12 protein-coding genes are annotated in these 14,911 nt (G+C 34.3%); 4 read left to right on the forward strand and 8 right to left on the reverse strand.

The genetic code is table 11. The features are described from left to right. The first annotated feature begins 1,275 nt into the window (after positions 1-1,275). On the forward strand, positions 1,276-2,463 hold the full coding sequence (locus tag F6K54_RS25215; RefSeq protein ID WP_293083533.1) for a serine hydrolase: 1,188 nt from the start codon (positions 1,276-1,278) through the stop codon (positions 2,461-2,463). 650 nt (positions 2,464-3,113) lie between these two features. On the opposite strand, the gene F6K54_RS25220 is transcribed toward F6K54_RS25215, so the two are convergent. The 3 genes from F6K54_RS25220 to ndk all read right to left on the reverse strand — a co-directional run bounded on the left by F6K54_RS25220 (position 3,114) and on the right by ndk (position 4,960). Then, entirely contained in the window at positions 3,114-3,530 is a 417-nt protein-coding gene (locus tag F6K54_RS25220; RefSeq protein ID WP_293083535.1) for a hypothetical protein, read from the reverse strand. 389 nt (positions 3,531-3,919) lie between these two features. After that, positions 3,920-4,015 carry a photosystem I reaction center subunit XII gene (psaM, locus tag F6K54_RS25225; protein WP_071525264.1) on the reverse strand — a complete coding sequence of 32 codons (96 nt, stop codon included), beginning with the start codon at positions 4,013-4,015 and terminating at the stop codon, positions 3,920-3,922. Between the two features lie 495 nt (positions 4,016-4,510). Further along, complete coding sequence (gene ndk, locus F6K54_RS25230) at positions 4,511-4,960, reverse strand: nucleoside-diphosphate kinase (protein ID WP_293083538.1); 450 nt, start codon at positions 4,958-4,960, stop codon at positions 4,511-4,513. A gap of 222 nt (positions 4,961-5,182) precedes the next feature. Between ndk and F6K54_RS25235 the strand changes: the two genes are divergently transcribed. Next, positions 5,183-6,310: a hypothetical protein gene (locus F6K54_RS25235; RefSeq protein WP_293083540.1), complete on the forward strand. Its 1,128-nt coding sequence runs from the start codon at positions 5,183-5,185 to the stop codon at positions 6,308-6,310. Between the two features lie 303 nt (positions 6,311-6,613). On the opposite strand, the gene F6K54_RS25240 is transcribed toward F6K54_RS25235, so the two are convergent. Next, positions 6,614-7,486, reverse strand: coding sequence for an NAD(P)-dependent oxidoreductase (locus F6K54_RS25240; RefSeq protein ID WP_293083543.1), 873 nt, complete (start codon positions 7,484-7,486; stop codon positions 6,614-6,616). A 191-nt stretch (positions 7,487-7,677) separates the two neighbouring features. Between F6K54_RS25240 and speA the strand changes: the two genes are divergently transcribed. Further along, complete coding sequence (speA, locus tag F6K54_RS25245) at positions 7,678-9,756, forward strand: biosynthetic arginine decarboxylase (protein ID WP_293083546.1); 2,079 nt, start codon at positions 7,678-7,680, stop codon at positions 9,754-9,756. 924 nt (positions 9,757-10,680) lie between these two features. On the opposite strand, the gene F6K54_RS25250 is transcribed toward speA, so the two are convergent. After that, entirely contained in the window at positions 10,681-11,328 is a 648-nt protein-coding gene (locus tag F6K54_RS25250; RefSeq protein ID WP_293083549.1) for an NUDIX hydrolase, read from the reverse strand. A 184-nt stretch (positions 11,329-11,512) separates the two neighbouring features. Continuing rightward, positions 11,513-12,679 carry an NDP-sugar synthase gene (locus tag F6K54_RS25255; RefSeq protein WP_293083552.1) on the reverse strand — a complete coding sequence of 389 codons (1,167 nt, stop codon included), beginning with the start codon at positions 12,677-12,679 and terminating at the stop codon, positions 11,513-11,515. A 36-nt stretch (positions 12,680-12,715) separates the two neighbouring features. Here F6K54_RS25255 and F6K54_RS25260 point away from each other — a divergent pair, with 36 nt between their 5' ends. Next, positions 12,716-12,934 (forward strand): hypothetical protein, encoded by a 219-nt coding sequence (locus F6K54_RS25260; protein ID WP_293083555.1) that lies wholly within the window; start codon positions 12,716-12,718, stop codon positions 12,932-12,934. A 262-nt stretch (positions 12,935-13,196) separates the two neighbouring features. Here F6K54_RS25260 and F6K54_RS25265 read toward each other — a convergent pair whose 3' ends face one another. Next, on the reverse strand, positions 13,197-14,042 hold the full coding sequence (locus F6K54_RS25265) for a segregation/condensation protein A (RefSeq protein WP_293083558.1): 846 nt from the start codon (positions 14,040-14,042) through the stop codon (positions 13,197-13,199). Between the two features lie 614 nt (positions 14,043-14,656). Then, the coding region (locus tag F6K54_RS25270; protein ID WP_293083561.1) for a LapA family protein at positions 14,657-14,911 on the reverse strand (255 nt) is incomplete at its 5' end.

Raw genomic sequence — 14,911 nt, forward strand, 5'->3', positions numbered from 1 at the left:
TTTCAGGTAATAACTATGAACATTATCAACTTTATCCTAATTTTTATTGTACCTCTAATTGCAACTAACTTAATTATTTGGCGCTTTTATCTAAATAGGGAGTAGGGAGTAGGGAGTAGGGAGTAGGCAATAGAAAAAAATCAAAACAACTGTACCTCAATAACTTTATAAACACTATATTTCAGGTAATAACTATGAACATTATCAACTTTATCCTAATTTTTATTGTACCTCTAATTGCAACTAACTTAATTATTTGGCGCTTTTATCTAAATAGGGAGTAGGGAGTAGGGAGTAGGGAGTAGGGAGTAGGGAGTAGAAAAAAATCAAAACAACTGTACCTCAATAACTTTATAAACACTATATTTCAGGTAATAACTATGAACATTATCAATTTTATTCTAATTTTTCTTGTACCTCTAATTGCAACTAGCTTAATTATTTGGCGCTTTTATCTAAATAGGGAGTAGGGAGTAGGGAGTAGGGAGTAGGGAATAGAAAAAAATCAAAACAACTGTACCTCAATAACTTTATAAACACTATATTTCAGGTAATAACTATGAACATTATCAACTTTATCCTAATTTTTATTGTACCTCTAATTGCAACTAGCTTAATTATTTGGCGCTTTTATCTAAATAGGGAGTAGGGAGTAGGGAGTAGGGAGTAGGGAATAGAAAAAAATCAAAACAACTGTACCTCAATAACTTGAGAAACACTATATTTCAGGTAATAACTATGAACATTATCAACTTTATCCTAATTTTTATTGTACCTCTAATTGCAACTAACTTAATTATTTGGCGCTTTTATCTAAATAGGGAGTAGGGAGTAGGGAGTAGGGAATAGAAAAAAATCAAAACAACTGTACCTCAATAACTTGAGAAACACTATATTTAAGGTAATAACTATGAACATTATCAATTTTATCCTAATTTTTATTGTACCTCTAATTGCAACTAACTTAATTATTTGGCGCTTTTATCTAAATAGGGAGTCGGGAGTAGGGAGTAGGGAGTAGGCAATAGAAAAAAATCAAAACAACTGTACCTCAATAACTTGAGAAACACTATATTTCAGGTAATAACTATGAACATTATCAACTTTATCCTAATTTTTATTGTACCTCTAATTGCAACTAACTTAATTATTTGGCGCTTTTATCTAAATAGGGAGTAGGGAGTAGGGAGTAGGGAGTAGGGAATAGGGAATAGAAAAAAATCAAAACAACTGTACATCAATAACTTGAGAAACACTATATTTAAGGTAATAACTATGAACATTATCAATTTTATTCTAATTTTTCTTGTACCTCTAATTGCAACTAGCTTAATTATTTGGCGCTTTTATCTTGAACCGAAAATAACTATGTTTGATGATGAGAAAAGGGTAAATAATTTCCGTAATATGAATCGAGTTTTTCCCAGTAAAATTATTCATCGTTCTACTAAACCCTATAATTTTCAGGAAAATTTATACGACCTGAATACATCCTATCAATTTCAGGGTGAAACTCGGACAATGAAAGACTTTTTACAACGTACAGGCAATACAGGATTTTTAATAGTTAAAAATGATGTAATTGTTTATGAAAAATATTCTCAAGGTTATACAAAAAATGACAAAAAAACTTCTTGGTCTGTAGCTAAGAGTTTTATTTCTGCCTTAATAGGTATTGCTATTAATGATGGTTATATTGAAAGTCTGGATGACTCAATTACTAAATATATGCCAGAGTTAAAAGTATCTGGATATAACAATGTACCAATTAAGCATATTCTACAAATGTCTTCTGGAATAAATTTTAGTGAAGCCTACGAAGATGATAATGCTGATATTAATCAACTTTTATATAAATTATTTTTGTATATGCGACCTATGGAGAAGGTAATTTTAAATTATCCTGCTAAAGAACCATCAGGTAATTACTTTGAATATATAAGTTTGAATACTCAGATATTAGGTTTATTGTTGAGGCGAGTCACTGGGCAAGATATTGTCAGTTATTTAGAAAAGAAATTATGGCAACCAATGGGAGCAGAATCAGATGCTTATTGGTTGACTGATAATTATGGAACTGAAGTAACTTTTTGTGGGATGAATTGTGCTTTGAGAGATTATGCAAAATTTGCTTTAGTTTATTTACATAATGGGTATTTTAACGGGCAACAAATTATTCCTAAAAGTTGGGTAAAAGAGTCAACAATTCCTGATACTCCCTACTTAAAACCAGGTGCGACAGATGAGCTTTATTTGAAGTGGGGTTATCAATATCATTGGTGGATTCCTGTAGGTTCAAATGGTGATTATTGTGCGACTGGTGCTTGGGGACAATACATTTATATTAATCCAGAAAAGAATTTTGTTGGGGTAAAAACTGGTTCTAGTAATAGTATTTTGAGGAGTATTGATGATGTGGAAACTGTTGCTTTATTTCGGGCGATCGCTGATGAGTTAAATTAATTAGGGTTTGCTGAAAAAGTCTTTTTTAAGGAGTAGGGGAGCGGGGGAGTAGGGGAGTAGGGGAGTAGGGGAGTAGGGGAGTAGGAAAGTAATTTTTTTTTGCCCAACGATGCGACTAAAATGGTAAATTTTTGAGCATTAAGAGCTGAAAACCAAGGTATTTCAGACCCGAAAAGGCACTTACCTTTATCTTTAAAGACGTTTAGGTTTAATCAGCAAGTCCTAATTAAATGTAAGCAGTCAGCCACCAGCTATCAGCTAGCCTCCTCCGGAGAAACTGTGTTAACAGCTATTATTTTTAGTTTAGGATAAAAGCTTTATTAATTGTCTTACTACAAAAAGGGAAAAGGGAATAGCAAACTGTAAAAGGGTTTTAGGATTGAAAAATGTCCTAACAAATTCTTTCTGTAAGGACGTTGTATGCAACGTCCCTACCTACTTCCTACTGACCAAAAAATAAGGTCTCAAGCCTACCCTTGGCTGCGCCGCGAGCTACCGCTCTACAAGGGTATGAAAAAGCGGTTGAGGGATGGCGAGGTGTCTTCGCCATATCCAATCAACCAAGAGAAAATCAAGTTCAATATTTCAAGCTTCTGACTTTAGGCATAGGTACTGATAACTGATAACTGATAACTGAAATGACTACTTCTTCAAGGAGAGTTTGTAGATTCTGAATTTGGTTTAATACCATTATCTTCTAGCCAAATTATCGGTATTTGATGACGATCTACTAGGTTGCTTTGCTCTTGCATAATACTCTTGGCTTGACTAGGATCGAAATAACGACTAAAGTCTGCTTTCTCTTGATTAAGTCTTTCTGTTGTGGCTTCAATTTCAGATTCAATGACTTGTAGCTTTTCTTGAATAGATTGGTAATGAGGCCACAATTTCAAGAAAGCTGATGTTATACAAACAGAAATTACAATGTTAGTAAATAATTTGACTGTAGTTTCAATTGTTATTCCTAGATAGGTAGACTTGATTCTTTTGGAAAATATTCGAGGTTTTACTTGAGTAGGAGTGTTGTGAGAAACTCGTGAAAATGTTACTGGTTTAGTCGCTTGCATAATTTTTTCAAGATAGCTTCATCAATTAGAAGATTTTTCTATTTAGATATTAATCTATAGTAAGCATTCAGCTATTAGCTGTCAGCTATCAGCTCTCATGAGGGGGTTTAAATGAATATAGACTGTATCCTAGATAAAAACGCTATGGCATGAAAAATAAGATCAATAAATTGGTTAGTATTTTAATTTGATTTTAAATTACCTTTGATTTTCACGGTAAAGAAATTTTTTGAGGATTCCTATTCCATTTCCATAAAAAATTTGTCCCAACAGTTTTTAACATAGTAACTTCTCAATCATACTTAGGGCTTGCTAAAAAGCAAAAATTTGACTGTATCCTGAGAAGCAACTGTTAGGACAAATTTAGGTTTTGATAATTGACCGAGATTTTATTTGTAAAGCTCAGTTGAGAGTCGGAATGCTAAGATTCCTGGGATGAGAGCAATTACTAGAGCAACTAATACTTGAGTATCAGATAGAGGCATAATTTAAAACTCCTAATGTTTGTATTTGTACTTTGAAGTTAATTTTCCATATTTTACCTGTAATCGGTAAATTCACAACTTGTAAACAAATACTAATTTTTCTTCTTCTTCTACACTACCCGTTTGATATATTTAGATGTGGGGTTTGCTCTTATCTTAAACATCTCGTAAAAATCTTAATATAAGTCAACAGAAGTTTACAAAAAAAAATAATTTTCAAGAATATAGAATTAATTAGGGTTTGCTGATTAACTATCTAAAATATTCACATATATAAAGTTTCAGCCTTATTAGGTTGAAAAAAAGTACTATATTTTCTGCTAAGAAGGCTCAAAAAGTTAGTATCTATTAGTTGGGCAGAAAAATTAAGGGATAATTCTTACTCCTACCTCCTAACTCATTCCCCGTTTCTCCTGTTTCTTGTCTCCTACATTAGCAAGTTTCTGTGAATCAAGAACCCCCGTCACAAATTTAGCGTGACGGGGGAGTGTCAAATTATTCAACAATCCAGGGAGTTAAAGTTGGCTGCCATGATACTAACTCTTCATCTTTAAACCAAAGACTAATTTCAGTTTTAGCAGTCTCAATCGCATCAGAACCATGTATTAGATTACGGCCAACACTAATTCCATAATCACCACGAATTGTGCCAGGTTCAGCACTCAAAGGATTAGTTGCCCCAATAATTTTTCTCGCAGATGCCACAACCCCTTCACCTTCCCAAACCATTGCTACTACAGGGCCAGATGTAATAAATTGTATTAAACTTGGAAAAAATGGTCTTTCTTTATGAACTTCATAGTGTTTTTCAGCTAGTTCCTTACTTACACTCATAATTTTTAGACCAACTAGGGTAAAACCTTTTGTTTCAAAGCGACTGATAATTTGGCCTACAAGTCCTCTTTGGACACCATCGGGTTTAATAGCTATGAAGGTGCGTTCCAAACTGATACTCCTCAAAAATTTTCTAAATCAAATATATAATACAGAATAACCTGATTTGAGCCTAACGGCTTAACCCAAAAAATTGGGTTTTAAAGATTTTACTTTTAGGAATAATTTTTATTCTGGACATATTGTTTTACTCTATTAAGTCTCAAAATACTTGCTATCACAAATAATAGTATTAGGAGGCAAAAAATATGAAACTACAAGTAGTATTAAGAGGTGAAAAATATCGAACACATCTTACCTAAGAGTATAGCTATTGCTGGCATTTACGGATATATTGGTAATTTAATTTATCAAGCTGCCTTGGAACTTGGCATTAGAAAAGTTTATGGATTTGACCCTGGAGTAGAACCCAATAATTTTCTATATTCCCCTCAGCTAGAAATGCTAACTAATGAAGAATATTTTTACAATCTTAATGCTGATCTTTTCCACATTGCTACTCATCCCAATATTCGATATGGTATTTTTAAATTACTCACAAGAAAAATCAAAATAAATGTAGAAAAACCAGTTTGTCATCCAGCTTATCCTCAAGAAGCTTTAAAGTTGATCGAGGCAGTTAAAAATAGTGCTTCTACAGTTTATTTTAATTTTGTCGAAGTCTTTAATCCGAGAACTTTTAAAATCATTGAAATCCTGGATGATTTCAGACAATACAATGATTTTAAACTAAATTATATTTACTCTGAGCGAGCTAAAAATAGAGAATATAAAGATAATGAAAGAAACTACAAAGTTATTGTTCCCATCCAATATCAAGAGACTTGTCATTGTCTAGCGATGGCTCTCTATATTTTAACCCCAGGATATTGCTTTAAAAATTTGTTTAGAAATGGCATTAAAGTCAAGGCATTTTCTGAGAAATATAATCCTCCTAATCCTCAAGATTATAAATATGGAGAAGTGGATGGTAAAGTTATAGGACAAATTAGAATGGATAATCTTTTAATTGAAATTTATAATGATTTTAAACGAAAAGATTTATCCAGACCTCTGAAAAAGTTTCTTATTCAAGGAGTAGCTAATAATCAACCTTTTGTAATTAAACAAGTTTATGATGGATTTCAAGAATATTTACTACTTAATGACCATCTTGTAGAAGAAAAGGAGGAACAAAATCGTCATAAAAATACTATTACCTACTCTTGGTATTTACATCAAAAATCAACTCTTTTTAGATTAAAGCCAGATGTTGAATTTGCTTGGCTTGTTTTTAGATTATCAGCTACTATTTGGCAAAGTTGTTTTGAAAATCGGACAGTAGAAATAAAAACCGAAAAAGACATGATAGAAGCTGTTGAGTTTTACCCTAAATATTTGCAGAATATTTCTGTTATATAGTAAGGATTCAGCTATCAGCAAATAAGACTCGGCTTTTAAGCTGGAGTTTAAATATGGACTCTAATTAGGGTTTGCTGAATAAAACTAAAAGTCAGGATAGCTAAGGCAAAATAGCTTTTTATATTCAATTTATCTCCTAGTTTATAGCTCTTATTTGCCTCAAAACACTGAAATTTTTTGCTGAAATTCAAGAAAATTTCTTCACATAAAATGACCGAAACTGTTGTCTGTTCCCCATTCTCCGCGTCCCCGCGTCTCCGTGTCCCCGTGTCCTACCCCCACCAACCAATTTTTCAGCAAACCCTAATTAGGGGGAATGAACAAATTGATAACTGCACTATTATCCAAAGCTCCCCAATTAGACTTGATCGCTTCTTTTAATAGACAGTCATGTAGCTCTGATAAAGGTACTCTTGCTTCTTTTTCAGCAGCAAGTTTAAGAATAAGTCCTACATCTTTAGCGTGCTGCGCTAATCGTGCAACAGGATTTTCAAATGACTGTTTAAGCATGATTTCTCCCTGAGTATCCATCACTTCAGAATAAGCCGCACTACTTTTTAATATCTCAAGTATCTGAAAAAGATCCATGCCACATTTTTTAGCTAAACCTAATGATTCTGACAGGACAATTCTATTCAATCCTAGCACTAAATTAACCACTAATTTCGTTTGATGTCCTTGACCAATTTCTCCTAAGAAAAATATTTTTTTGGAGAAGGTTTTTAGTAGGGGAATATAGTCAACAGCTTTTGCTTCTATGTCTCCAACAAGAGAAATACCTTTTACTTCAGAAATTTCTTGACTTGAACCTACCAAAGGACAGTCAATAAAACGAATTTTTTGTAATTTAAGCCTTTGATAATGTTGAATTGTTTCTTGGGGGTCTGAGGTGGTAGTATCAATAATTGTAGAATTATGAGAACAAAATTCTGCTAGGCCATTTTCTCCCCAAATCACCTGATTAACAATATTAGAATTAGGTAAGCTCAAGAATATTAATTCACATTGTTTAGCAATATTAGCTGGAGAATTACCTACTACTACTCCCACTTTTCTCGCTGCATTAGCTGCTTCTTGATTAATATCATAGCCAATAACTTGATAGTTAGCGGCCATAAAACGTTTAATAAACGCTTTCCCTACTAAACCCATTCCAATTAAGCCAATTTTCTTCATTTTTTTTATAAATAACTATTGATACAAAAATGCTAATAATCAGGATTAATTGCACCCTACTGGACTGACACAGTTAAAATAGTGCGTTACTTTTTGGTTGTGGCAAGATAAGTGGGACTGATTTTTTAATTTTTTTATTAATATTCCAGATTTCTGACCCCATATGTACTCTATTGAAAGTAAAACATAAAATGGATTTACACTCAACTATAAATCAAAATTCTTCTGAGATTTCAAACAATACATTATTAACTAATACCTCTCAAACAAATCAAATAGAAATTAACCAGATCGAATCCCCAGAAAAAAAATCATGGACTATTGAAGATAGTGAGAAATTATATAGAATTCAAGGATGGGGTAATCCTTATTTCTCAATTAATTCTGCTGGTCATATCACAGTTTCTCCTAAAGGCGATCTAGGAGGTTCAATAGACCTATTTGAACTGATTGAATCTATTAAACAAAGAAATATAGGATTACCCTTAATTATTAGATTTTCCGATATTCTCGAAGATAGAATTGAACGGTTAAATGCTTGTTTTTCTAAAGCGATCGCTCGTTATAAATATCAAAATATATACCGTGGTGTATTTCCAGTAAAATGTAATCAAAATCGTCAATTAGTAGAAGAAATAGTTAAATTTGGTAAGCCTCATAAATTTGGTTTAGAAGCAGGTTCAAAACCAGAATTATTAATTGCTATAGCTACCTTGAATACGACAGATGCACTAATAATTTGTAATGGCTATAAAGACCGAGAATATATTGAGACAGCAATGCTAGCTCAAAGATTAGGAAAAACACCAATAATTGTGATTGAACAAGTAGAAGAAGTACAGTTAGTAATAGAAGCTAGTCGAAAACTAAATATTAAACCAGTAGTAGGAGTTCGAGTAAAACTCAGCACTAAAGGTATCGGTCGTTGGGCAGGAACTACAGGCGATCGCGCAAAATTTGGTCTTGGTATTCCGGAAATAATTAAAGTTGTTAATCAGTTAAAAAATGCAGATATTTTAGATTCTTTACAGCTCTTACATTTTCATATTGGTTCTCAAATTTCTTCAATTAGTGTAATTAAAGATGCTATTAGAGAAGCAAGTCAAATTTATGTAGAATTAGCTCAACTAGGAGCTAATATGAAATACTTAGATGTCGGTGGTGGTTTAGCTGTTGATTATGATGGTTCTAAAAGTAAGTTTTATGCTTCCAAAAACTATGATATGCAGAACTATGCCAATGATATTGTGGCAGAAGTAAAAGAAGCTTGTGAAGAGAAAAATATATTACCACCAATATTAGTTAGTGAAAGTGGCAGAGCTGTTGCATCTCATCAATCAGTTCTAATTTTTGATGTTTTAGCAGTTAGTCAAGTTCCAAAAGAAGAACCTGAAGTTGTTGAAAAAGACGAGCATTTAATTCTACAAAACCTCTACGAAACTTATCAATCTATTAACAAAAATAATTACCAGGAAGCATATCACGATGCAATTCAATTCAAAGAAGAATCTATAAGTCTATTTAATTTTGGATATCTGAGTATTAGCGATCGCGCCAAAGTAGAACAACTTTACTGGGGATGTTTTCGGAAAATTCAAGAGATATTAAAAAGCTCTGAATATATTCCAGATGATTTAGAAGAACTAGAAAAAATCATGGCATCTATTTATTACATTAATCTTTCTGTTTTTCAATCTGCTCCCGATAGTTGGGCAATTAATCAATTGTTCCCAATTATGCCTATTCATAGATTAAATGAAGAACCTACAGAAAGAGCTATATTAGCTGACCTTACTTGTGATAGTGATGGAAAAATTGAGCAATTTATCGATTTACGAGATGTCAAGTCATTATTAGAATTACATCCTCTTCAAACTCAACTTAGCGATAAATCTTCTCAAGAATTAGCCAGTCAAAAACTAGAAAATTCCCCAAAAGAAATTGCTTCTAATTTTCAACCTTACTATCTAGCAATGTTTCTTGGAGGTGCTTATCAAGAAATAATGGGTAATCTACATAACCTATTTGGTGATGTTAATGTTTTGCATATTAAATTAACCCCTTCAGGTTACAAAATAGAACACGTTGTTAAAGGCGACACAATGACAGAAGTATTAAATTATGTTCAGTATAATTCTGATGGTTTAGTAGAAAGTATTCGTCGTCAAACTGAGCAAGCCTTACAAGAAGAAAAAATTACAATTAAAGAGTCAAGAATGCTACTACAAAATTATGAGAATAGTCTCAGCAGTTACACTTATTTAATCTAAGAGATAATCGGGAGAAGAAAGACTACTAAAAGTAACTAAAAAGTAAGAAGGAAGAAGTTATATCATGTCCGGTTAAATACTATAAATTAACGATTAAGGATTAAGGAGTCACGAGTCAGAAGGGAAGAAAGAAGGACAAAGAGAAAGTTTTTTTTATCACTAATTATCGGGACATGATATTACAGATTTAGAGAAAAATTTACTTAGGGCTTACCGAGCTAATATCAAAGCATTGACTGATATTGGTTTTAGGATTTTTATATCTTGAAAAAGTATGATCTTTTCAGAAGCTATGGTTAAAAAAGTGAGGATTTTCACGCCCTGCACGCAGCCGAAAAATCACTCTGACTATTGTTTTGGCCACTGCATCTGTAATTCCCATTGCTTCTACGCCCTAACTACTCCCTACCCCAGCAAAAAGACTTTTTCAGCAAACCCTACTTAGGGCTTGCTGAATAAATCTAAAAGTATTGAGATATAAAGACAAGTGCCTTTTTGGGACTGAAAAAAGTGCGCCTGTTTCAGTCTCAAACACTCAAAAAGGGGCGTATTTTAGAGGCATAGTTAGGCAGAACAACAACGGATAAAACTTAGCTCCTACCTCCTCTCAATTCCCATTTCTCCTGTCTCCTGTCTCCTGTATCCTGACTCCTACCCTCGCCCATCAGACTTTTTCAGCAAACCCTACTTAAAGATTTCTGTATTTCTATAAACGAAGATTTTTACAGCAAAACAACCAATAGGGTTGCTGATTTTCCTGATTGGTACTATTTGACAAAAAAAAGTGGACACGCTGCTTATATTTGTAGTCTGAGCGTTCCACCTAATTTTTGCTTCTAACTATTGTCTACTCGTAATTTTTTACTCTATCCCTATCGTCTGGTTTTGAGCAGTTCCAGTTTCTAACTCTGTTGGTTTTGCTTCTTAACTTCTTAGCTGCCTTCTTAGGTTATCTAGAATAAAGTAAAACCAGTTTGTGTCTCGATCATTTCTGAGGGCATCAATTTTTTGCCGATCTCTTTCAAAATTCCATAGTTCTCCTCTTGCTAGTTCATTATCTAGTGGGGATAGGGGGTAAGAATTTCTAATTTGGTTACACGTTGTGATTGTTCCATTTTGTATTCCTGGTATTGCTCTTTGTCCTTCCTGTATGTTCCTTGCTGCTTGTGTATTTATGTCCTTGAGTGCTTGGGGGTCAACTCTGAAGTATACTCCGTAGTATTGTCCTGTTTGTTCATATATTTTTGGACTGAGCTGTGTTTGTTGTGGCAGTAAGACTCCTGTCTCTTCAAGGAATTCATCAAAAGCCCCTTGTTCTGGTGTTGTTCCTGCTTCTAACCTTCCTCCTGGTAGCGCTGTTTTTCCACCGCCGTTCAGCGGTTGACCCGCTCGTACTACCGAATTATTACTGCAAAAGAAGTACCCTCTTTGATTTTTGGTTCCGATGAAGAAGTTGCCCGATCCATCGTGAGCTACTGCGTAGGTTTGTACAGCATGAGCTGGGAAAGCAAAACCAATAACGCTCAAGCATACTAAGAGTGTTACACAAGCTATAGTAGCCAGTTTTTTCATAAGTAGTATAATTTATATTAGTTGTATAGCATTGACTAAGTCTATCACACCTTGTCGCTTTTAACTCATTTTGTAGTAGGGAACAGGAAACAGGGAACAGTAGAAAGAACAGAAAAATTCAGTCAAAAAAGTTAATTAAACTTCTTCCTTCTTCCTTATTCCTTCTTACTTCTTCTATTACAAGTTAACTACCATTTTCCTGCAAAATATGCTGAATTTCTTCATGTTCTAGAGGAGGATTAGAAGGGAAAGGATGACGAGTATCAGTAATTAACCAATCAAGAGCAGCAGCTTGAACATCAATAGATGCTCCAGTCTTATCCACACAATAGCGACCAAATACTAACTTATCAATCAAACGCACTCCTGGACCTAAACGAGAATACTCAAAAATTACACTACTACTAACAGTAGCACCACTACAAATCCAGCAATTCGGACCAATCATACTAGGCCCAACAATTTTGGCCCCATCTTCAATTCTAGCCATACCACCAATATAAACAGGCCCGTGAACATCAACCTTATCCCAGTTTACTGCTACATTTAAGCCAGTATAAATTCCTGGAAAGACCTCCCTACCAGGAATAGAAACATTTTTAACTTTCCCAAGTAGCACATCCCTAATTGCTCGCCAGTAATCAGGTACTTTACCAATATCCACCCATTCAAAATCCATGGCCACACCATAAAACGGCGCTCCGGCCTCCACCAACTTGGGAAATAACTGACTACCAATATCAAATTCAACACCAGACGGAATATAATCAAGCACTTCTGGCTCAAAAATATAAATACCAGTATTAATATCGGTGCTAAGAGCTTCTTCAACTTTTGGCTTTTCCTGAAAAGATTGAATTCGCCCTGCTTCATCTGTCACTACAACACCATAACTAGAAACCTGTTCGCGAGGAATAGATTTCATAATCACAGTAGCCATCGATCCTTTTTCTTTGTGCCATTTGAGTGCTGCAGTCAAATCCAAATCTATCAAAGCATCACCACAAAGGACGATAAAAGTATCATCAAAGTAAGGATAAAAATCTTGAATTCGCTTCATACCACCAGCAGAACCCAGTGCCTCCCCAATCAACTTTCCATCCTCAATTCGTCCTTCAAAAGAATAAGCAATATCTACCCCAAACTTTTGACCATCACGAAAATAGTCCTCTATTTCCTTTGCTAAATGGCTAACATTGACCATAATTTGGTCAACACCATGTTGACGAAGCAACTCTACCAAAAATTCCATTACTGGTTTTTGCAGAATAGGAATCATTGGTTTAGGAATGCGATAAGTGATTGGACGAACACGAGTTCCCTTACCTGCGGCCAGAATCATGGCTTTCATCTTGGTTTCCTCCACCTAAAAAATACTAAAATACCTGTGTTCTTAAATAACACAGTTCACCCCGTTAATATCAAATCCGGTAGCATCGGTGTAATTAGATGGGGAGATGGGGAGATGGAGAAATATTTGGTAATGGTTGAAGATGGAACATTTTTTTATACCGAATTAAACGGATTTGATATAAAATCTCAGATTAACAGAGAAAAAAGCAAAATGAGAACTTTTCACTTTCCCTATTTAGGGCTTGCTGATTAAATCTAAAAAATTACCAGATAGTGGGCTTAATTTTGTAGCAATGAGTAATTATCATAATTTTATACTACTCTTTAGTGCTGCATTTGAACAGCAATGGACACCCTTTTAATTTACTCTCGGCTGGGAGTAAATCTCCGTTTGCGGAGCATTCCGTAGGAAAGGCGGGTGCTATGAAACAGAAAGCCCCTAGCAGTGATGTTAAGGAATCCCGCGCTGTCTCGTAGAGCAGCGTCGGGAGGATGTCAATTTCAGCTTGATAGCTTTAAAATTTCTTCTCTAAAACCGATCGCCCCTCAGAAGTAGATGAAATAGTACGGATGCTAATATCTTGATAAAATTCTTCTTGAGATAACTCAACTTTAGATTGAGCAGAAAGGAGTAGTAATGCCCAAAATACACCTACTCGGTCATGATTGACTTGGACATGAGTATGTTTATTTTCAGCTTTGGACTGTAATACTGAGGACCACAATTCCAAAAGGCAATCGAATTCAAGGCAGCCTTCACTATTATGTGGTAATTCTTCTAATAGTAACTTTTCTAGGTCACTAGCTGTATCTACTAAATTTTCCTGGTGGGCTAACTCTGCAATTGCTCTAGCTGCTTGTTCTCTTGCTTTTGAGCTAGTTTTGCGAGTCCGGGGACGTACTTTTCTATCTTCTATAGTAGACTTAATGAGTTGTAACTGATCGATTAATTCTTGAAGGGTGACTCGACGTTTGCGCTGAGAAGGAGCAACAGCACGACGACGCAATTGTTGTTCTAATTTCAGTGGTATTTTTGGTGTTTCAAAAGTTTCTGCTTCTGGAATTTGGACTTCTTCAGATATCTCTGAATTATTTTCAGATGATTCTGAATTAGCTAAGTGGTCTGCTTTGAGCCATACTAATATAGATGCGTATAAAAATGCTTGGCCTGACTGAGACAAATTTGTAAAGTCATCATTTGCAGAAATATTTGACTCAGGAGTTAGTTTACTTAAGTAGCGGTCTATTACATCAATTACTTGAACATCCCAAGGATTAATTTCTCCCTTTTCTGCTAAGTTTGTGAGTAAAGCAATTCCTTCTGAAACGGTTTCTGAAACTTGAGGAACTCCAACTGTCATGTCTGTAGTTTTTTCCTATACTTTAATATAAATAATTCTCAGATTAATTTGTAAATTTGTTAACCTAAGAACTCGCACTTTCTAGTCAGCGCAGGACTATTGAGAGTAACTAATTTGAAGATGGCAAAAGTTAGTGCCGCTACGCGGAAGTAAAAATTAAAAAGTCAAAAGTCAAAAGTCAAAAGTATTGATTTGTAATTGTTTTAGGATTTTGTAACTGGTCAGTTATTTCCGCCATCCTGCATTAGTATGATTTCAATATAAATATTCAATGGAATAACATTTCAATCAATCTCAAGCTATATTTTTGCTACTTTAACTAACTAAGTTTTTATCTTTTCTTTTGCAAGTTTAATACTCCACCGTCACTTGCGGTGCTTAAAATTGCTTGGGGTTTGTAGACACAAAGTGGCGCGTCGAAGACTATCCCCATGTAATTTTACCGAATAATTAAGGTTTAAAGCTTCTCCTTTAAAAGAGAAACAAGAAAATATTTTCCTTTGATTCAATCCTCTTCCTTTTAGGTAGAGGTAATTATCAATTATCCATTATCAATTATCCATTATTGAACCTCTGCCTTCTGCCTTCTGCCTTCTTCAATTAGAAGCTTATGCTTAAGTAGATTTCTCTGTGTCAGATAAAGTTTCTGCAGCAGGTAAACTAGCTCTTTGAATCTGTTCTTCTTGATAGCGTTGCATATCTTTTTCTAATTCTTTAATACGTTTATTTCTGCTACGAATTTCTCCGAAAGTTGTGATAGTATGTTGCATTCTTGACCACAAGCTAAATAGCCATGCTAAAATAGCTCCTAACCCTGTGGCAATTACAAGTTCTACAGATAATGGAGCTTGGAATTCAATACCTTGAAC

The organism is Okeania sp. SIO3B5, assembly GCF_010692555.1.
In the GTDB taxonomy this organism is placed as follows: domain Bacteria; phylum Cyanobacteriota; class Cyanobacteriia; order Cyanobacteriales; family Microcoleaceae; genus Okeania.

What these genes read in the sequence shown, in the direction of transcription:
- F6K54_RS25220 (WP_293083535.1), bottom strand. Translation starts at nt 3,530, where the DNA reads ATGCAAGCGACTAAACCAGTAACATTTTCACGAGTTTCTCACAACACT.
- F6K54_RS25250 (WP_293083549.1), bottom strand. Translation starts at nt 11,328, where the DNA reads ATGAAAAAACTGGCTACTATAGCTTGTGTAACACTCTTAGTATGCTTG.
- F6K54_RS25265 (WP_293083558.1), bottom strand. Translation starts at nt 14,042, where the DNA reads ATGACAGTTGGAGTTCCTCAAGTTTCAGAAACCGTTTCAGAAGGAATT.
- F6K54_RS25255 (WP_293083552.1), bottom strand. Translation starts at nt 12,679, where the DNA reads ATGAAAGCCATGATTCTGGCCGCAGGTAAGGGAACTCGTGTTCGTCCA.
- F6K54_RS25240 (WP_293083543.1), bottom strand. Translation starts at nt 7,486, where the DNA reads ATGAAGAAAATTGGCTTAATTGGAATGGGTTTAGTAGGGAAAGCGTTT.
- F6K54_RS25215 (WP_293083533.1), top strand. Translation starts at nt 1,276, where the DNA reads ATGAACATTATCAATTTTATTCTAATTTTTCTTGTACCTCTAATTGCA.
- psaM (WP_071525264.1), bottom strand. Translation starts at nt 4,015, where the DNA reads ATGCCTCTATCTGATACTCAAGTATTAGTTGCTCTAGTAATTGCTCTC.
- speA (WP_293083546.1), top strand. Translation starts at nt 7,678, where the DNA reads ATGGATTTACACTCAACTATAAATCAAAATTCTTCTGAGATTTCAAAC.